At 62.1% G+C, this 17688-nt stretch carries 16 protein-coding genes, 1 tRNA gene and 1 riboswitch; of the genes, 9 read left to right on the forward strand and 8 right to left on the reverse strand.

What is annotated here, in order from left to right; translation table 11 throughout:
* The first annotated feature begins 131 nt into the window (after positions 1 to 131).
* Together R4P70_RS20450 and R4P70_RS20455 are read left to right on the forward strand one after the other, a co-directional pair.
* A complete protein-coding gene (locus tag R4P70_RS20450) occupies positions 132 to 1478 on the forward strand; it encodes a lysine N(6)-hydroxylase/L-ornithine N(5)-oxygenase family protein (protein ID WP_019747015.1) in 1347 nt (448 codons plus the stop codon).
* The gene (locus R4P70_RS20455; RefSeq protein ID WP_003945538.1) at positions 1475 to 1723 is read left to right on the forward strand and encodes an MbtH family protein; all 249 of its coding nucleotides are present in this window, start codon (positions 1475 to 1477) and stop codon (positions 1721 to 1723) included. Before R4P70_RS20450 ends, R4P70_RS20455 begins: the two co-directional genes overlap by 4 nt.
* A gap of 83 nt (positions 1724 to 1806) precedes the next feature.
* Here R4P70_RS20455 and R4P70_RS20460 read toward each other — a convergent pair whose 3' ends face one another.
* Positions 1807 to 3234, reverse strand: a complete 1428-nt coding sequence (locus R4P70_RS20460; protein ID WP_019747016.1) for a threonine/serine exporter ThrE family protein — start codon at positions 3232 to 3234, stop codon at positions 1807 to 1809.
* Between the two features lie 122 nt (positions 3235 to 3356).
* Between R4P70_RS20460 and R4P70_RS20465 the strand changes: the two genes are divergently transcribed.
* Positions 3357 to 3428 (forward strand) — tRNA-Thr (locus R4P70_RS20465).
* A 106-nt stretch (positions 3429 to 3534) separates the two neighbouring features.
* Here the strand turns inward: R4P70_RS20465 and R4P70_RS20470 are convergent.
* The 5 genes from R4P70_RS20470 to R4P70_RS20490 all read right to left on the reverse strand — a co-directional run bounded on the left by R4P70_RS20470 (position 3535) and on the right by R4P70_RS20490 (position 7848).
* The gene (locus R4P70_RS20470; RefSeq protein ID WP_020968516.1) at positions 3535 to 4332 is read right to left on the reverse strand and encodes a GAF and ANTAR domain-containing protein; all 798 of its coding nucleotides are present in this window, start codon (positions 4330 to 4332) and stop codon (positions 3535 to 3537) included.
* A gap of 477 nt (positions 4333 to 4809) precedes the next feature.
* Entirely contained in the window at positions 4810 to 5625 is an 816-nt protein-coding gene (locus R4P70_RS20475; RefSeq protein WP_019747018.1) for a hypothetical protein, read from the reverse strand.
* Positions 5626 to 5672: 47 nt separating this feature from the next.
* Entirely contained in the window at positions 5673 to 5987 is a 315-nt protein-coding gene (locus R4P70_RS20480) for a DMT family transporter (RefSeq protein WP_020906330.1), read from the reverse strand.
* A 14-nt stretch (positions 5988 to 6001) separates the two neighbouring features.
* A riboswitch (guanidine-III (ykkC-III) riboswitch) is annotated at positions 6002 to 6067 on the reverse strand.
* A 43-nt stretch (positions 6068 to 6110) separates the two neighbouring features.
* A complete protein-coding gene (locus R4P70_RS20485; RefSeq protein ID WP_317831417.1) occupies positions 6111 to 7385 on the reverse strand; it encodes a hypothetical protein in 1275 nt (424 codons plus the stop codon).
* Positions 7372 to 7848, reverse strand: coding sequence for a hypothetical protein (locus R4P70_RS20490; RefSeq protein ID WP_080908967.1), 477 nt, complete (start codon positions 7846 to 7848; stop codon positions 7372 to 7374). The genes R4P70_RS20485 and R4P70_RS20490 overlap by 14 nt, the downstream gene beginning before the upstream one ends.
* Positions 7849 to 8000: 152 nt before the next feature.
* Between R4P70_RS20490 and R4P70_RS20495 the strand changes: the two genes are divergently transcribed.
* Both R4P70_RS20495 and R4P70_RS20500 read left to right on the forward strand, forming a co-directional pair.
* Positions 8001 to 8717, forward strand: a complete 717-nt coding sequence (locus R4P70_RS20495; protein WP_007734368.1) for a response regulator transcription factor — start codon at positions 8001 to 8003, stop codon at positions 8715 to 8717.
* Entirely contained in the window at positions 8714 to 10165 is a 1452-nt protein-coding gene (locus tag R4P70_RS20500; protein ID WP_070796338.1) for a sensor histidine kinase, read from the forward strand. The genes R4P70_RS20495 and R4P70_RS20500 overlap by 4 nt, the downstream gene beginning before the upstream one ends.
* A gap of 24 nt (positions 10166 to 10189) precedes the next feature.
* Here R4P70_RS20500 and R4P70_RS20505 read toward each other — a convergent pair whose 3' ends face one another.
* Both R4P70_RS20505 and R4P70_RS20510 read right to left on the reverse strand, forming a co-directional pair.
* Positions 10190 to 11500, reverse strand: coding sequence for an alanine racemase (locus tag R4P70_RS20505; RefSeq protein ID WP_317831421.1), 1311 nt, complete (start codon positions 11498 to 11500; stop codon positions 10190 to 10192).
* Positions 11501 to 11547: 47 nt separating this feature from the next.
* Positions 11548 to 13023: an amidohydrolase family protein gene (locus tag R4P70_RS20510; protein WP_020906335.1), complete on the reverse strand. Its 1476-nt coding sequence runs from the start codon at positions 13021 to 13023 to the stop codon at positions 11548 to 11550.
* A gap of 203 nt (positions 13024 to 13226) precedes the next feature.
* Here R4P70_RS20510 and R4P70_RS20515 point away from each other — a divergent pair, with 203 nt between their 5' ends.
* The 4 genes from R4P70_RS20515 (at position 13227) to R4P70_RS20530 (ending at position 17688) form a co-directional block, all read left to right on the forward strand.
* The gene (locus R4P70_RS20515) at positions 13227 to 14072 is read left to right on the forward strand and encodes a M55 family metallopeptidase (protein ID WP_019747026.1); all 846 of its coding nucleotides are present in this window, start codon (positions 13227 to 13229) and stop codon (positions 14070 to 14072) included.
* A gap of 208 nt (positions 14073 to 14280) precedes the next feature.
* Entirely contained in the window at positions 14281 to 15561 is a 1281-nt protein-coding gene (locus tag R4P70_RS20520) for an MFS transporter (protein WP_097387835.1), read from the forward strand.
* Between the two features lie 14 nt (positions 15562 to 15575).
* On the forward strand, positions 15576 to 16433 hold the full coding sequence (locus R4P70_RS20525; RefSeq protein WP_019747028.1) for a tryptophan 2,3-dioxygenase: 858 nt from the start codon (positions 15576 to 15578) through the stop codon (positions 16431 to 16433).
* A gap of 160 nt (positions 16434 to 16593) precedes the next feature.
* On the forward strand, positions 16594 to 17688 hold the full coding sequence (locus R4P70_RS20530) for a M20 family metallopeptidase (protein ID WP_113682164.1): 1095 nt from the start codon (positions 16594 to 16596) through the stop codon (positions 17686 to 17688).

The raw sequence follows: 17688 nt of genomic DNA on the forward strand, positions 1-17688 counted from the left end.
TGGGGTCGACCGCTATACGGGGGCTCGCAGTATTGATACCCTCACCTCATTAAGGGTAGCCTTTGCTACTTACTTCGGGACATCGATTGGCGACCTTATCAGGTCGTCCCGTCGGGGATGGACTACCTGTAATGAGTGAATCACCGAGAGACTCCAGCGCCGAACCCGCCGTGGTCGACATCGTCGGCGTCGGGTTCGGTCCGGCCAACCTCGCGTTGGCCATCGCTGTCGAAGAACACAATGCAAATTGTGCAGCCGTTGATCGGGTGAATGCGCGGTTCTTCGAAAAACAGTCTCAGTTCGCGTGGCATCCCGGGATGCTGCTCGACGGTGCCACGATGCAGATCGCGTTTCCGAAGGACCTGGTGACGTTCCGTAACCCACAGAGCGGATACAGCTTCTTCTCGTATCTGTTCGAGCAGGGGCGGCTGGTCGACTTCGTCAACCACCAGACCTTCTTTCCCACGCGCCACGAGTTCAACGACTACCTGTGCTGGGCAGCTCGACGAGTCGACGCGGATGTGCAGTTCGGTACAACCGTCGACGGGGTCGAGGGCATCAAGAACTCCGACGGCGTTGTCGATCGCTTTGCGGTTCGCACAGCCGACGGTGAAACGGTGATCGCCCGCAACATCGTCGTCGGCGCCGGATTGAAAGAGCGGATCCCGGAGTGGGCAACGCCGTCGTCCCGGTGCTTCCACAACCACCAGTTCCTCTTCCACCTCGAAGCGATGCCCGAGCCCGTGCACAACCGGTTCGTTGTTCTCGGTGCCGGTCAGAGTGCCGCGGAGATCGTCGACTACCTGCACGCGAACTACCCGAACGCCGAAGTCCACAGTGTTTTTGCCCGCTACGGCTACAGCCCGGCAGACGACAGCCCGTACGCAAATCGCATCTTCGATCCCGAAGCCGTCGATCAACTGCACGGCGCCGACGCCGCGGAACGACGTCGACTTCTCGATCTGCACCGCAGTACCAATTACTCGGTCGTCGACATCGAACTGATCAACAAGCTCTATGCCACCGAGTATCAGGAGATGGTTCGCGGGCCGCGGCGACTGTTCATGCGTCGGGCCTCGGAGATCACGAGTGCCGTGGAGACCGAATCCGGCATCGAGCTGGCCGTCCGCAGCAACCTCGACGGCTTGACCGACACGCTGTCGTGCGACGCACTCATTCTGGCCACGGGTTTCACCCCGGCACCGCTGGACAATTTGTTGGGTGAACTCGTGCCGGATTCGTCCGTTCCGCGTAACGTCAGTCGGGATTATCGACTGGCTGTAACGGAGGACGTGACAGGCGGTATCTATCTGCAGGGTGGGACAGAACAGACTCACGGATTGACGTCGTCGCTGCTGTCGAACGTGGCAGTGCGGGCGGGGGAGATTCTGGCGTCGGTGCTGAGCCACCAGAACCGAACTGGTGCGCTTGCTAGTCTGGGCGCACAAGACACGTACGTAACGAGTGAGGCGAGATGAGCACTAACCCTTTCGATGACGAAGACGGCCGCTTCTACGTGCTGGTGAACGACGAGGACCAGCACTCGCTGTGGCCCACGTTTTCCGAGGTCCCCGCCGGCTGGCGCGTGGTGTTCGGTGAAGACAGCCGCAAGGCGTGCCTCGAATACGTCGAGGCGAACTGGACCGACATGCGTCCGAAGAGCCTGCGCGAGGCAATGGAAGCCGATCAGGCTGCCGGCGGAAAGCACGCAGTCGAGAGCTGATTCTCTCACTGCTCGGAAACCCCCGAGTGAACCGAAAGAGCTGGGCACCGTCAGGTGCCCAGCTCTTTCTGCTTGAAACTCTCTTACTTCTCGGTGACGGGAACGCGGCGCTTGCGCTTGCGGACCATCGGTCGGCGTAGCGAGTCCACGCGCATCAGGATTCGTGGACGACGCAGTGTTCGCGCTCCCCATTCGCCGAGCGTCACGCCAGCAGCCAGGGCGCAGCCGATACCGAATGCCGACAGCAAAGCAGTCAGACCGATCAGTACCTGGTCGTTGAGCAGCGCGTACAGGCCTCGGTACAGCGACAGACCGGGGAGCAGGGGAGTGATGCCTGCGACCGCGACGACCAGCGGAGGCGTCAGGGCGCGGCGAGCCATCAGACCACCGGCAAGACCGACGACGGTCGCCGCGATCGCTGCGGCGATCACGGGGCCGACGTCGAGTGTTTGCACGAAGATCGACACACCGCTGCCGGCCGCGCCGCCCAGGAATGCCGCGGTGAGTGCACGCCGCTCGGCGTAGCAGGCAAGAGCGTAGAAGACCGACGCACACGCGCCGGAAAGCATGAGGATCGGCAACTGCGTGATGGTCGATACTTCCACGTTGATCGGTGGAAGCGTCGAACCCAACATCCCGGTCATTCGCAGTGAGATCGCGACACCCGCGATGATGCCGCCCGTCATCATCACCACTTCGAAGAATCGCGCTACAGCCGTGATCGGAGCGCCCATGATCGCGTCCTGGACCGAGCCCACCAGCGACAGCCCCGACAGCAAGACGACCACGCCGGCCGCGATCACCAGCGACGGCCGGATACTGATCCCCAGCTGATCCTGAAAGGTATAGAGCGTCGCGGCGGGCGCAGCCGCGATGAGACCACCGACAACCTGCTGGAAGAAGAACGGTAATCCGAACCGGTTCAGTACGCGGTTGACCCGATCGATCACCATCGTCGTCAGAAACGCGACTGTGGCAACGAGGAACCCGCCGCCGAGCAGGACGGAGACCGAAGCCGCCATCGCTGCCCAGGCCATGGTTGCGGTCCATCGGTTGTACGGGTGCGGCGCCGTCGTGATGGCTGTGAGTGCGTCGTGCGCTTGGTCCGGTGTGATCGCCTCACGGCGGATACGACGCGTCAGACGGTCGACAGCCGCCAGTCGCGTGAAGTCCATCGAGCGGTAGTGGACGATGCGCATCGTGCTCGCCGGCGGTCGCGTCGGGCCGCGATAGGCAGAGAGCACAATCGAGTTGTAAGTGACGTCGACGTCACACTGAGCAAGGCCGTAGGTGGCGGCGATGAACTGCACCTGCTCCGCCGTGTCCATGGCCGCGGTCCCGGAGGCGAGGAGGACTTCGCCGACCCGAACCGCCAGGTCCAGAACTTCTGCGACGACGGCGTCGTCGGTGAGGTCGATCGGTTGTAGCGGCGCGGGAGCCGACGTGACCGTGTCGACGGTGGCTTGGCGGTTTCCCGTCAGGCGTGTGAGTGCTTCGGTGAATTTCGCCATCAGGGGGCGGAGTGGGAGTTGCGCATGGGGCCCACGCTATCTAACGTGACCCGGGCGCGGCCACCGTGACGGCTTGGATATGATGGCTCCGCAAAGTCAGTCGCGGCAATGCGTCGGTCTTCGCCTCCTTAGCTCAGTGGTAGAGCACTCGCCTTGTAAGCGAAAGGTCGTCGGTTCAATCCCGACAGGAGGCTCCGAAAGTAGAGGCACTCACCAAGATTCTGGTGGGTGCCTCTGTGTTTGCCGACGCACTGTGTTTGCCGAAGCACTGTGTTTGCCGAGATGCAGTGTTTGCCGGGTTCAGTTGGTCTCAGGCTTGTTCGTGGCCTGGCGCGGATCGATCGCGCCGTCGATGTACTGCTGGGCGATCACTCGCAGTTTGACGTTGCTGCGCTGTGAGTCCTGGATGAGGATGCGGAAGGCGCGGTCGGCGTCGACGCGGTGGGTGCCCATGATGATGCCCTTGGCCTGTTCGATGACGCCTCTCGATTCGAGTGCACGCTCGAGGTCCATCGCGTGCTTTCTGGCGATGTCGAGGCGCTGAGAGCTGTGCAGTGCGTAGGACGAGGTGACGGCGAACAGTTGGAGCAATGCCACGTCGGCGCCGGTGAAGCCTCGGAGGTCATGGCTGTAGAGATTGAGGGTTCCCAGTGGGCGATCTCTGCCGGGCAATGGCATCGACAGGAAGCTGACGGCGCCGACTGCTTTTGCCGCGCTTGCGAATTGAGGCCACCGGCTGTGGGCTTCGCTGGCATGCGCACGTACAACCGTGCCCGTGCGTGACGACGTCACACTCGGTCCGTAGTCCAGTCGGAATTGGATCGAGTCGACGGTGCGAACAAGTTGGTGGGTGGCGGCTACGGTTCGGAATGTCGAATCCGAACCGCCGATGGTAATTCCGGCCATGTCGGCGTCGGCGATGAGATCGACGGCGTGTTTGCAGACCTGTTCGAGAAATTGCTCGGCCTGGGCATGTGGATCGAGGTGCGCGTACAGCGATTGCAGGGCGTCCGAGGCGGCGTCCAGGCTGTCCTGCGACGCAGAATTTCGGCCCCCGGTAGGGCCGCGGTGTTCTCTGGCAATGCGCGGCGCCGTCATTGTCTCAACCACCCTTCCCCATCACGTCGCAGGCATGTCCGATTCGTCTTATTGTTGCACCGGACTAACTGTTGTGCACTCTGTTTGGGTGGACAAGTGTCTGGTGGGGCAGACGGTTATGCGGGTGGGATACGTATGCCTAATCGTGATGTTTGGTTCAGTCATTTGCGGGTAGTGCGCCGAGAATGGAATTGCGTTGTCCTGCAACAGTTAACGCGGAAACTGCGACCGCGGTACAAGTTTTCTCCGCAATGGCGCGCAGGTCGCGAACTTGGCCTATTGTCAGCGCCAGCGCACAATCTTGTACGCGTAACCCGCAGACAGTGAAGGGGATACGACGATGAACGGACTGATCGCGGCTCTGAACAGTGGAATGACCGTTGGCTTGGCCAACACGATTCTGACTTTCGGCGGAATCATCATCAATCTCAACATCGTGATCAACAACTGACCACGTAATCGGCGAGTAACCGTTTGTTATGCCGATTCGATCGGAAGGTCCGGCCCTGGGCGTTCGCCCTTGCTCTTGAGCCAGCGATTGGGAAGCTTGCCGGCCAGTTCTCCGAGTGGACCGACTGCAGCACTGAGGATTCCGACTGTTTCCTGCAGTACCTCGATGCTGGCGCTCATTCTCTCGAGGTTGGGAGCGAGCGAAGTCAACGTATCGGACAGTGCAACGATCTGGTCAAGCGGGCCGCCTTCGGCGATGAGCCGTTCGAAGGCGCCGTTCTCCGCCAAGAGTGTTTCGAGGATGCCGTTCTCGGCCAGTGCGCGATCGATGACACCGTCCTTGGCAGTCAGGCGTTCGACGGCACCGTCCTGTGCGGTCAGTCGTTCCAGCGGACCGTCCTCCGCCATCATTCGGTCGAGGAGACCGTCCGGGGCGAGCAACCGTTCCAAGGCGCCGTTCTCGGCGAGCACCCGATCCAACGGTCCGCCGGGAGCAAGAAGTCTTTCGAGTGGTCCGCCGGGAGCGAGAAGTCGTTCGAGAGTGCCGTCGGGTGCGGTCAGTTTGTCGACCGGGCCGCCGGGTGAGAGAAGGCGATCGAGCGGCCCACCGGGGGCCAAGGCCTGCCCGATGGGCCGATCGTCTGCAGTAAGCGATGACAACTGCTGGATCATCTGCATGGGTCCGCGAGGGCTGGCCAGGCCTGCAGCACCCGCCGTCACGGCACCGGTATTACCGACGGCGATACGAACTGTCGTGACCGTCAGCTCGGCGATGCCCAAACTGATCTCTGCGGCTGCAATGCCCGCGCGTAGGGGAAGCGTGAGCATCTCCAGCAGTTTCATGCGTTAACTGTAACCGGTAACACACAAACACTCATCAGGATCGCCGGTCAGTGAAGGACCTTCAGACCGACCACACAACCGACGATGCCGAGGATCAGCAGAATCTTGACGACTGACGTGGACTCCGCACCGGTGATCATCGCGTATCCGACGGTCAGGGCGGCGCCGATGCCGACCCAGACCGCGTACGCAGTTCCGATGGGAAGGGTGCGCATTGCATACGCGAGGCCGGCCATACTGACGATCAGGCCGAGGATGAAGACAACGGTGGGTGACATCTTGCTGAATCCGTCGGACTTACCCAGCGCGGTAGCCCAGACAGCTTCGAAAAGTCCGGAAATGACGAGCACGATCCATGCCATGGTGAACAACTCCCAAGGCACCGTCTTTTCGCTGGCCGGGTACGGTGCGCTCGTCCGGATGTCGTCGTTGACCACCCAACCATAGCAACAGAATTCTGCGTTCCGACCCGATCAGCTGGCGATTTAGGTCACCACAGCCGTTCGAACTCTCTTCAGATGGATGGTCGTCATGGCCACCACGATCGTCGCCGTCGCAGCGAGAACAGTCAGAGGAATCGGCGTGGTCACGGCGGCCTGTCCGTGTTCCTCGAACGGAGCGGTCGACCACCCGAATTCCTGCGAGACAGGGTCCAGGAAGGTCGCTGAAACCGAGAACAAGGTAAGAGTGAAGGGAAGTACGGACCCGCTCGCGACTGCTCCGACGGCAACAGGCATGCATGACGCGACGGCCAGTCCCAGCGCAAGCGGGAGGACGAAGACGTAGGCAACCGTGGTCAGGGCGGCATCCAGCAATCCCGAGAGTGCGGTCACGGCAAGGAGTCCCAGCCCGAGTTGGGGCATCGGTCTTTTCCAGCCGACGGCGACGCCCAGCGCCAGCGCAGCACCCACCGCGGGCACCGCCCAAGTCCAGTCGGATGAAAAGGAAATCGAGCTGATCGAAACCGCGCCGATTGCGAGTCCGGCGAGTATGAAGCGGGCGTCGTGTTGCGGCAAACGCCAAACCAGTGCGACGGTAACGGCAACCGCGATCACCACCGCCGTCACCCAGGACCCAGGCGATGTCGACGTCGAGCCCAACCACGCATACAGGGCCGTGAATGCCAGGGGCAGAACAACTCCCAAAGTCACCAGGCGTGTGTCGACGTCGTCCGTCTCTTGACCTGATCGTGCGACCAAGGCGACTCCGGCTACCAGAAGAGTTGCAGCGAGCAGTATCCAGACGGGAACCGTGGACGGCACGGGGTAGGTATCGCCCGGAAGTGTGAGCGACCACCTGGCGACGCGATCGCGCCACAAGTCTGCGCCGCCGAAGTACAGGGTCGTCGCGGTCACCCCGAGTGCGAGAGCAATTTGTGCTGCGCGGTGACTCTTCGTCGGATATGCCGCCGCCGCGAGGAAAGTGCCGGCTCCCATTGCGTTCAGGGTCACCGATATCGAGGCGGAGACAGGGACGAATGCTGGTAACGCGATGACTAGGGCGCCAACGGCAGCGAAGACACTCGCGAGTCCGCCACGTCCCCAGCGATGTAGTAGCGCAACACCGACCGCTGCAACCACAGCGGCAGTTGCTCCCGCCCACTGCGGCGTGATCACCACCGAGGTGAGGCCGTCGTCGGAGAACGAGAAGTCGTCAACTCGAGACTCGGCCACTGCGTACGCGGCCACCACGCCGCCGACCAGCGCGGACGCCGCCGAACCGTAGAGCTGAGCGATTTGAACTGGGCTACGTTGCTGCATAATTCGTCGAATTTTTGCACAACTCGCCGATACGACTGATCGTCACATCGCCGTGCGGATCCATCCACACTGGTTCCCCGTCTCGAAGTCGAGGAATAAGCAGATGGCGCCCTCGGCTCGGCCACTGAACGAAGTCGTACCCGGCCAATTTGGTCTGAACGATATCGGCGACCCACACCGCAGCGTCCGCGAATGCAGTATCCATCGACAGTGCGTTGAAGTGGCTGAATCCGCCGATGTCACGTGCGCCTTGCCAGCCGATCGTGACGTTGTAGTCGCTGTTGATCGAAAATTCCCAGATCAGACGATCGACAACAACTTCAGCTCCGAATCGCAGGCAACGCAGATCTTGGGCAACAGCTGCGAGGGCTTGTGCCCAAGACTCCGGTGGCGCGAAGCCGGGATCCTCGCCGGGATCGGAGTTGTTGGTGAACAGAGGAATACGCCAGGTCAAGCATTCCATGTTCCACAGTCATTCCATGTTCCACAGTGGAGGTAGTGACATGCCGCATCCTTCCGGTTCGTGGGCCTGTACCCCAGCTTTTCACCTGCACTCAGCCGTTCACAGGAAGCTCCCAGGGAACATACAGCGAGAATCCAGTGGCAGGGGAGAAGATGGTTCTCGTGACCGACAAGACCCCCGAAGCCCGCATCCTCGTCGTCGACGACGAACCCACCATCGTGGAGTTGCTCTCCGTGAGCCTCCGATTCCAGGGTTTCGAGGTGGCGACTGCTTCGAGCGGAGCCCAAGGCCTGGACGTCGCGCGGACATTCCGTCCCGACGCGATTGTTCTCGACGTCATGATGCCCGGGATGGACGGCTTCGGTCTGCTTCGACGCCTCCGTGCCGACGGTGTGGACGCACCGGTCCTGTTTCTGACGGCGAAGGATTCGCTCGACGACAAGATCAGCGGCCTGACCCTCGGCGCGGACGACTACGTGACCAAGCCGTTCAGCCTCGAAGAGGTCGTGACGAGGTTGCGGGTCATCCTGCGCCGCGCCGGCCGCGGGGTCGCACCGGAGCAGTCGCCGCGGGTGAAGTTCGCCGACATCGAACTCGACGACGACACCCGCGAGGTCTGGAAGAAGGGCGAGTTGGTTGCACTCTCACCCACCGAGTTCACACTGCTCCGATACTTCATGGTCAACGCCGGGACGGTTCTCAGTAAGCCTCGAATTCTCGACCACGTCTGGAACTACGACTTCGGCGGGGAGGTCGGAGTTGTCGAGTCCTACGTGTCCTACCTGCGGCGCAAGGTGGATACGGGGGAGACGCCGCTGATTCACACATTGCGTGGGGTCGGCTACGTGATGCGTGAACCGCGGCAATGATCGCCGCCGCGGAAAGCGACCAACTGCAGAAGAGAGGTCGTTTCCGTCTCCATTCACTGCCGCTGCGTTTCACCCTGGTTGCGGCCTTGCTGGTGTTGGCGGCGCTGGGTCTGTTGGCGTCTGGCGTCGCGGTCACTTCGGCTCTCGAGAATTCACTGACCCAGCGAACTGACAAAACGCTGTACGAGGCGGTCGACGGCTGGGCAAAGCCGCACACCAGAGATTTGCAGCCACCCAGCGATGTCGGTCCGCAAACTCGTCCGCCCAGTCCCTTCTTCGTTCGGACGGTGACCGCGGACGGGAAGGTGTTCACTCTCAACGACAAGTCGACGACGACCGAACCCGACCTGTCGAAAGATTCCACCAACGGCCCGATCACCGTCGGATCGAGCGACGGTTCGGACGTGAACTGGCGAGTTCTCACGACGGTTCGCGAAAACACGACCACGACTATCGGTGTGCGACTGACGGATATCGAACAGACCGTCGACGACCTGGTCGGCCTGCAACTCGGCATCGGCCTGGTTGTCCTGCTGATCCTCGGCGGCGGAGCGTATTTCGTGGTTCGTCGGAGCCTTCGTCCGCTGGTCGAGGTTGAGGAAACTGCCGCTGCCATTGCCGCCGGCGACCTTCATCGACGGGTCCCGGAGCGTGACGACCGCACCGAGGTCGGCCGACTGTCGGTGGCGCTCAACGGAATGCTCGCGCAGATTCAACACGCATTTGCCGCGACCGAGGCTTCGGAGGAATCAGCACGGCGTTCCGAGGAGAAGATGCGTAGGTTTGTCGGCGACGCGAGCCACGAGTTGCGCACACCCTTGACGACTATTCGTGGGTTCGCCGAGTTGTATCGCCAAGGCGCCATGACGGATACGGAAACGCTGATGAACCGGATCGAGGGCGAGGCGTCGAGGATGGGACTTCTGGTCGAAGATCTGCTCATGCTGGCAAGACTCGACGAACAGCGTCCACTCGAGAACAAGCCGGTGGATCTGCTTGCAGTTGCGGCGGATTCGGTACAGGCGGCACGAGCGATCGCACCGGATCGAACTGTCGAACTTCAGATGACCGGCGGCCCGGGCCTGCCCGAAGTGCAGGGTGACGAGGCCAGGCTGCGTCAGGTAGTCGCCAATCTGGTGGGCAACGCGATCAAACACACTCCGCCGGATGCGCAGGTCACCGTTCGTGTCGGTACGACCGAGAACTCCGCGGTGGTCGAGGTTTCGGATACCGGTCAGGGTTTGAGTGACGAGGATGCCGCGCGGATCTTCGAGCGTTTCTACCGCGCCGACACCTCTCGCACCCGTGAGACCGGGGGCGCCGGTCTCGGCCTGTCCATCGTTTCGGCTTTGGTTGCAGCGCACGACGGAACCGTCAGCGTCGAGACCTCCCTCGGGCAGGGGACGACGTTCCGCGTCGAATTGCCGCGTGACCCGAAGGACGACTGACGCCGGATTACCGCAACCGGCCCCTCAGAAGTAGGTGTGCACCGTGCCGACGACGCGGTAATCCGAATCGACCTCGGGAATCAGTGACCACTTGTCGAACGTGGTGCAGGGATGCGAGATTCCGCAACCGAGCAGATCGCCGACCTTCACGTCGAAGTCAGCCGGAACGTCGACGTACGCGTGCTGGTCGTTGAGTGCGGTGATCGTCAGCTCTCGCGCTGATCGGTTGGATCCGTCGCGTCGGCGCCACAGGACTATGGGAAAGCCTGCGTCGGAACCGACATCGCGGCGGCCGAAGCCCAGGATCACCCGTCCGGGTTCAGGTATTGAGAGCACTACGCCCCAGACCTCTGCGGCTCCCTGCAGAGTTCGTGGTCCGTCTGCCCATGGCGAAGTCTCGGCATAGAGACCGTGATCGTGAGTGATGTAGCAACCGCTGCGCAGCACGACGCGTACACCGCTGTCGAGTGCCCACCGTCCGGCCAGCTCGCGTACAACCAGATCGTGAAACGCACTGCCGCCGAAAGTGACCAGTGGCCGGGGAGCCTTCGCGGAGTTGTTCTCGAACAGGTTCTCGGCAACACAGATTTCCGTGAAAACGCGCGCGGATTTGAGATACGAATCGACGGAGATACGGCGGGCTGCTACCGAGGCTCCGGGCATCATGCCCTCGAACCCCTCGACTCCGGTGAGAATCAACGAAGGTGCCTGCGATGCTGCGCGTGCGACGTCGAGTGCTTGCTCGACAGTGCGAGCGCCCGCGCGTCCGCTGTCGTAGCCGAGTTCGACGAGAACCCGGATACGTCTGGCCGGTGAGACTTTCGCGATCAACTGTTCCATCAGGCGGACGCTCTCGACCGAGTCCACGAGGGTGGTGACGAAGAAATCGGGGTCGGTGGCCTGGGCGTCGCAGATCCACCGAATGCCGGCGGGATCGAGAACCTGGCTGGCGATGATGATGGTGTCCACACCGAACTCACGCAGAATGCGTGCCTGCGCAACGGTTGCCGCCGTCATCGCCCAAGCCCCGGCGTCGAGTTGCCGACGAACCAGTTCGGGGCTCATCGTGGTCTTCGCGTGTGGCGCCAGATCCACATCGTGATCGGAGGAGAACTGCGCCATGAGGTCGACATTGTGCGCGATCGCTGCACGATCGAGTGTCATCACGGGTAGCAGGAGGTTGCCGTCGAGCGCAGAGATCCCCAGTGGCTCCAGGTCGGAGCCGTCGCGACCTTGGAGGTCGGTGCCGAATGCCTTGTGCTGCCAACCGATCGGGGGGTTCGCGAAATCCGTCATGGCATCGATTGTGCCGTTGATTGCAGACGATGTGTTCATGTGTGGTGACTTTCTGTCAGAACTATGCAGGTCAGAACGAGATCCGGCTATGAGCGGCGTACCGGGCGACCGGGCAACGCGTCCTGGACCACGGCACCGCCTTCGACGACGGGTACGCCGCCGACCAGCACGCGGCTGATTCCGGTGGAGGGACGGGTGCCGTCGATGTAGGTGGCGTTGTCGGTGATTCGCTCGGGGTCGAAAACGAGGATGTCCGCGTCGCTACCGGGGCTGATCCGACCTTTCGTCGCCATCGAGGGAACCGACTCCTCCAGAATCTGCGCGGGGATCAACGAGCAGCGCGCGATGATCTCCGACAGCGACAGCAGTTGACGCTCGCGGTACAGCGTACGAATCGCACGTGCATAGGTGCCGGCGCCGCGGGGATGGCCGAGTGCCTTCTCCGGCAATGGCCACTGCAACGCATCGGCAGCGGTACGGCCTGGCCAGGTCAGCGGCATCGCGTCGCTCGCGATGGCGGCACGGTCGAAGGTCATCGCGCGTTCGAGGAACTCGCGCTGCACGGTGTCGTTCTCGTCGAGGAACTCCACCAACACCAGTCCGCCGGGGTCGGTTGCCCGAAGATGTTCCAGCTGCTTGCGGTCCGCGATACGTTCACCGGTGGGCACGAAAGTCAGCGATCGTGGTGTCAGATTCATCAGATGCAGCTTGTCTGGATCGAGAAACGCAGCTCCGACGGCCGTCGAGCCTGACCCGTACGGATAGGCCTCTGTCGTGACGCGAGATCCGGCTGCCTGGACCTGAGCCACCACGGACAGTGCATGGTCGACGTGCATTCCCGAGGTGCTGTTGACGTGGCAGTAGTGCATGTGCGCGCCGGTTTCGGCTGCTGCACGGGCGATTTCGACGGCGCCGTCCACCGGGCTCGACGGATCGGCCGAGATGAGTGGGCGCGCATGGGTGTAAGTGGGAACTCCGGCTCGGGCCGCGAGATCCGCTACCTGCAGGTACTCGGCCGGATCGGATTTCGGGGCGTATCCGACCACCACGCCGATGCCGAGAGCGCCTGCAGCGAGATCGTTTTCGAGGAGTTCGAGAATGTGGGCGCGCTGGGAGGCAGTGGGTTCGCCCTGCCAGCTCGGGGAACCGACATGGTGCAGGAGAGTCCTGATGTCGCCATCGGGATCGGCGCCCGAGAGTTCGATCATGCGTGCGTGCGCCCACGACGTCGCGTAGCCGTAGTTGATCGGGCGCCCCTCGGCACCGGCACGCGCATATGCCTTCGCAACAGGAATGACGCCTGCCTCCAGTTCGAGGGCCGTCGTCACTCCGTCCAACGCTTGAAGTCGCTGCTCGGCGATTTCCTGTCCGTGGCTGTGCAGGTCGATGAATCCGGGGCAGATCACCTGACCGGTCACGTCGATCGTCTGCCGAGCCTCGATCGCGTCGTGACCCCACGCCGAGACCTTGCCGTCGGTGATCGCGATGCCCCGAACCTCGTCGGTCCCCGATGCGGGATCGACGACGCGGCCGCCGGTGAACACGATGTCGTGGACCTGCATCAGCGCTGCACTCCTGTCGTTGGTCGAACCGCCTGGCCCGGCGAATGTCCCGATGGTTTCACGGCTCGGGTATCGGATTCTGGTGTGAACGTCCCAAATGGAGGCCGACTCACCGTTCGACCGGACAAGAAACGAATGCAGTCGAGTGTGAAGGTGAAAGCGAAGTTATCAATTCAGCCGATTGAGATCGATGGAGGACAGGAATGCACGTCTATATTTCGGTGGACATGGAGGGTATCGCGGGTATCGCGACGCTCGATCAGACGATCCGCGGCGGTGGCGGCTACCACCGTGCGCAGATGCTCATGACTGCCGAGACCAATGCTGCGATCGCCGGTGCGTTCGACGCCGGTGCGACGAGCGTCCTGGTCAACGACAGCCACGGAACGATGGACAACCTGCTTCACGCCGATCTGGATCCACGGGCGCGCCTGATCTTCGGATCACCCAAGATGCAGTGCATGGCCGAAGGAATGACGTCGGATCACGACGTCGCCCTGTTTGTCGGCTATCACGCACCAGCTGGTGGACCCGGCGTCTTGGCGCACACGTTCTCGAGTTTGTTCGCCGACGTCCGCCTCGACGGCAAGTCCGTCTCCGAGACCGACGTCAACACCCTCTACGCTGCCACCCAGGGCGTTCCCGTCGGTCTCGTGACCGGTGACGACATCATCTGTGGCTTGGTGGACGCGGCCTCGCCGACAACCGAGACCGTCGAGGTCAAGAAGGCACACGGATGGTCGGCAACCAATTCGCTGCCGCCGTCGCTGGCGTGCGAGCAGATCCGAGCAGGCGCCGAGCGCGCAGTGCGCAAGGCCGACACACTGAAGCCGGTCGAGCTGCGTGACGAGTGGACCCTCGAGATCGTTCACCCCACCACTACGGGAGCTGAACTCGCCGAGGCTGTTCCCGGCTCACGACGGATTTCGGATCGTACGATTTCGCACACACTCGGCAGCGTCGACGACATTCTCGGCCTGATCACTGTCAATGCTCGGCTTGCAGCCGCAGGCGTCTCGACGATCGTGGCAGTCGCCAATCGCACGTGATGAAGTAGCGACTCCATCGCGAAATGCCGCCGACGCCGTGTGCGTCGGCGGCATTTGTCATCTACTGGGGCAGAACATGTTCCGACCGACCAAACGTTGCTTCAGGTATTGGTGAAACGGACCAATGCGGTAGACGTGTTCGCTGTCACACTTCATCAGTCTTTTCAATGTTCTAGTCCATGCGGCACAAGACAATTCGGGAGGCTTGATGAAGGCGGAACGCGTCACGGTGGAAGAATCATCGCGGGGGACCGGCGGTTCGGTTCGAAACATGGTGGACAACAAGTCGATTCGTCGCACGACCACCGTTACGGTGGGGCTGCTCAGTACTATCTGGTTGATCGACATGGTGGATCGCGTCATGATCGGGCTTGCGCTTCCGATGATCGGCGACGAATTCTCGCTCAGCAGTACGCAGTTGGGTGGTGTAGTTTCGGTCTTCGCGATCTTCTACATGCTCGGGCAGGTCCCCGGCGGAATGTTGGCCGACCGCTTCGGACCCAGGCCACTGTTGATCGTTGCTTTGATCCTGTGGTCGGTGTTCACCGCGTTGACAGGGTTCGCGTGGGGTCTCATCTCGCTGATGGTCATGCGTGCGATGTTCGGTATCAGCCAGGGGCTCTTTCCGGCGGCGTCGTTCAAGGCTTTGGCTGAGCGGACGCGTCCGAAAACCAGAGCGACCGCGATGGGTTTCATGCTCGGCGCCAACAACCTCGGCCCCGGCGTCGCACCGCTGATCATCGCGCCGGTCCTCATGGCCGTGGGGTGGCGTGACGCGTTCTGGCTGGTGGCGATCGTCGGCGCTGTGATCGGCACGGTGGTGTGGTTGGTGCTGCCGGCACCGTTGGACACGGACATCTCGGAAGATCCTGAGGCTGCGCTGCAACCTCTGGCGAGCGAGCACTCTCGCGCCGCGGTGTTCAAGTCCGCGTCGGTGTGGAAGTTCGCAATTCTGTTCTGCCTGGCCAACATGTCCGCGTACGGTCTGATGACCTGGGTGCCGAGTTATCTGCTCAACGACAAGGGACTCTCGCTGATCGACACGGGAATCTTTGCCGCGATCCCTTTCATCGTCACGGCGCTGGCAACGATTGTGGGCGGGCGGTTGGTGGACAAGTACTTCCACGACCGGGCTCGGATTCTTCTGGTTCCGTGTATGGCCACGTCGGCAGTCCTGTTGTTCCTGATGACCACCGCTGACACCGTCGCGATGTTCACGTTCTACGAGACGTTGGCTCTAGGCATCAGCGGTCTGTGTTCGATGTCGATCTTCGCGATGCCGTTGCGGGCACTTCCTTCCGAATTCCTCGGTTCCGGAATGGGTTTGATCAACGGTTGTGGTCAGTTCGCCGGTTTCATCACCCCGCTCGTGATGGGATGGATGGTGGACCAGTTCTCGTACATGGCTGCATTCGGAGTCCTGGTCGGAGCGACGAGCGCTGCCGCATTGGTGGCCATGATCGTTCCGCAGACCCCGGCGAAATTCTGAGAAGGAGACTGAAGATGTCGGCAACGGACGGCACACGAAAGATCGAAGACGACGTCGTCACCGATTTTTCCGAGAAGATGAGTTACGGGGCCTACCTCGGACTCGATACCCTCCTGGATTCGCAGCATCCGGTGAGCGAGCCGGAACACCACGACGAACTCTTGTTCATCATTCAGCACCAGACCAGCGAGTTGTGGCTCAAGCTGTTTCTCCACGAGATACGGGCGGCCAGAGCAGCGATCGCTGCCGACGACATTCGGGTCGCATTCAAGCGGATCGCACGCGTCAAACACATCCAGGCCACTCTGACCGAACAGTGGTCCGTGTTGGCGACACTGACGCCGGCGGAGTATGCGGAGTTCAGGGGCGTTCTCGGCAACTCGTCGGGGTTCCAGTCGTACCAGTACCGCGCCGTGGAATTCGTGCTCGGAAACAAGAACGCCGGCATGCTGAAGGTGTTCGAATCGGATCCGTCCGCCCATCGATTGTTGGAGACCCTGCTCGGAGAGCCGACGCTGTACGACGAGTTCTGGCGGTACCTGTCCAGGCAGGGGTACGACGTTCCGGCGTCGGCTCTCGAACGAGACGTCAGCGCGCCCTACGTGCGAAACGACGAGCTGATTCCGCTGGTCAAGGCAATCTACGAGAACGTCGAACAGCACTGGACGGCGTACGAGGCATTCGAGGAGTTGGTCGACCTCGAGGAGAGCTTTCAGCTGTGGCGGTTCCGGCATCTTCGGACCGTGCTGCGGGTGATCGGCATGAAGAAGGGGACAGGCGGTTCGAGTGGTGGTGCCGGGTTCCTGCAACGTGCGCTGGAGTTGAGCTTCTTCCCTGAGCTGTTTGCCGCCCGAACAGAGATCGGTACCTGAGACACCTGCTTGATGACACCCAGTTGCTTGTCTCACCCAGCTGTTCGTGACACACGACGAATCCGAGCCCGAAGGACAGGAGTCTTGGACAAGATCCGACAGGGTCGCTTCGGCCAAGCTTGACTGCGAAGTTGCAAGTCGGTGACAGGAGAGCGTCGGAGTGGACAAGAAATCAATGGTGGCGGACCTGGCGGCGCTGGTAACCGTCGAGTCGCCCAGTTCCGACCTCGGCGCAGTCGATGCATGTGCGGACGTGGTGGCCGACATCGGCGAACGCCATCTCGGAAGCGCCCCCGAACGTATCCGTATCGACGGACGCCAGCACTTGCGTTGGTCGTTCGGCGCGGAGCCGAAGGTGATGCTCCTGGGCCATTTCGACACCGTCTGGCCGCTCGGAACGCTCGCGGAGTTGCCCTGGTCGGTCACCGACAACATCGCCACCGGACCCGGAGTCTTCGACATGAAGGCCGGCATCGTCCAGCTCTTCCATGCGCTCGCATCGCTTCCGTCGCTCGACGGGGTGGTCGTGCTCCTCAATTCCGACGAGGAAATCGGCTCCCCGACCTCACGCGCACTGATCGAGGAGCAAGCCCGTCAGGTCGACGCTGTGCTGGTCCTCGAGGCCGCCGCCGACGGCGCGGTGAAGACCGCGCGCAAGGGTATGTCGCTGTACTGCGTCGACATCGAGGGACGCGCTGCACACGCCGGACTGGAACCGGAGCGAGGTGTGAACGCTGTAGTTGAGCTCGCACATCAGATTCAGGCCGTGGTGGAGCTCGCGGACCCGGCGGCGGGAACGTCGGTGGTGCCGTCCGTGATCAGTGGCGGAACCACGACCAATACCGTTGCAGCGCAAGCGCAACTGTGGTGTGACGTTCGCATGTGGTCCGCGAAGGAACAGGAACGCATCGACCGTTCGATCCGTGCGCTGACACCGGCGCTGGCCGAAAGCCGAATCTCGGTGTCCGGAGGACCCAACCGCGGACCACTGGAATCAGTGTCTTCGGAGAAGCTGTACTTTCTCGCTCACCAGGTCAGCAGTGAGAGCGGGTTGGGAATGCTTCGCGACTGCGCAGTCGGCGGTGCGTCGGACGGAAATTTCACTGCCGCAGTCGGAACTCCCACGTTGGACGGCCTCGGTGCCGTCGGCGGTGGTGCCCACGCAGCGACAGAACACGTAGAGATAGATCAGATGATCCCGCGCGCCACCTTGTTGGCCGGTCTGGTGACTCGAATCCTGGAGGGAGGACTGTGA

Origin of the sequence: Rhodococcus sp. IEGM 1241, assembly GCF_033142365.1 — a bacterium.
In the GTDB taxonomy this organism is placed as follows: Bacteria; Actinomycetota; Actinomycetes; order Mycobacteriales; family Mycobacteriaceae; genus Rhodococcus_F; species Rhodococcus_F erythropolis.

What these genes read in the sequence shown, in the direction of transcription:
- R4P70_RS20450 (WP_019747015.1), top strand. Translation starts at nt 132, where the DNA reads ATGAGTGAATCACCGAGAGACTCCAGCGCCGAACCCGCCGTGGTCGAC.
- R4P70_RS20455 (WP_003945538.1), top strand. Translation starts at nt 1,475, where the DNA reads ATGAGCACTAACCCTTTCGATGACGAAGACGGCCGCTTCTACGTGCTG.
- R4P70_RS20460 (WP_019747016.1), bottom strand. Translation starts at nt 3,234, where the DNA reads ATGGCGAAATTCACCGAAGCACTCACACGCCTGACGGGAAACCGCCAA.
- R4P70_RS20470 (WP_020968516.1), bottom strand. Translation starts at nt 4,332, where the DNA reads ATGACGGCGCCGCGCATTGCCAGAGAACACCGCGGCCCTACCGGGGGC.
- R4P70_RS20475 (WP_019747018.1), bottom strand. Translation starts at nt 5,625, where the DNA reads ATGAAACTGCTGGAGATGCTCACGCTTCCCCTACGCGCGGGCATTGCA.
- R4P70_RS20480 (WP_020906330.1), bottom strand. Translation starts at nt 5,987, where the DNA reads ATGGCATGGATCGTGCTCGTCATTTCCGGACTTTTCGAAGCTGTCTGG.
- R4P70_RS20485 (WP_317831417.1), bottom strand. Translation starts at nt 7,385, where the DNA reads ATGCAGCAACGTAGCCCAGTTCAAATCGCTCAGCTCTACGGTTCGGCG.
- R4P70_RS20490 (WP_080908967.1), bottom strand. Translation starts at nt 7,848, where the DNA reads ATGGAATGCTTGACCTGGCGTATTCCTCTGTTCACCAACAACTCCGAT.
- R4P70_RS20495 (WP_007734368.1), top strand. Translation starts at nt 8,001, where the DNA reads ATGGTTCTCGTGACCGACAAGACCCCCGAAGCCCGCATCCTCGTCGTC.
- R4P70_RS20500 (WP_070796338.1), top strand. Translation starts at nt 8,714, where the DNA reads ATGATCGCCGCCGCGGAAAGCGACCAACTGCAGAAGAGAGGTCGTTTC.
- R4P70_RS20505 (WP_317831421.1), bottom strand. Translation starts at nt 11,500, where the DNA reads ATGAACACATCGTCTGCAATCAACGGCACAATCGATGCCATGACGGAT.
- R4P70_RS20510 (WP_020906335.1), bottom strand. Translation starts at nt 13,023, where the DNA reads ATGCAGGTCCACGACATCGTGTTCACCGGCGGCCGCGTCGTCGATCCC.
- R4P70_RS20515 (WP_019747026.1), top strand. Translation starts at nt 13,227, where the DNA reads ATGCACGTCTATATTTCGGTGGACATGGAGGGTATCGCGGGTATCGCG.
- R4P70_RS20520 (WP_097387835.1), top strand. Translation starts at nt 14,281, where the DNA reads ATGAAGGCGGAACGCGTCACGGTGGAAGAATCATCGCGGGGGACCGGC.
- R4P70_RS20525 (WP_019747028.1), top strand. Translation starts at nt 15,576, where the DNA reads ATGTCGGCAACGGACGGCACACGAAAGATCGAAGACGACGTCGTCACC.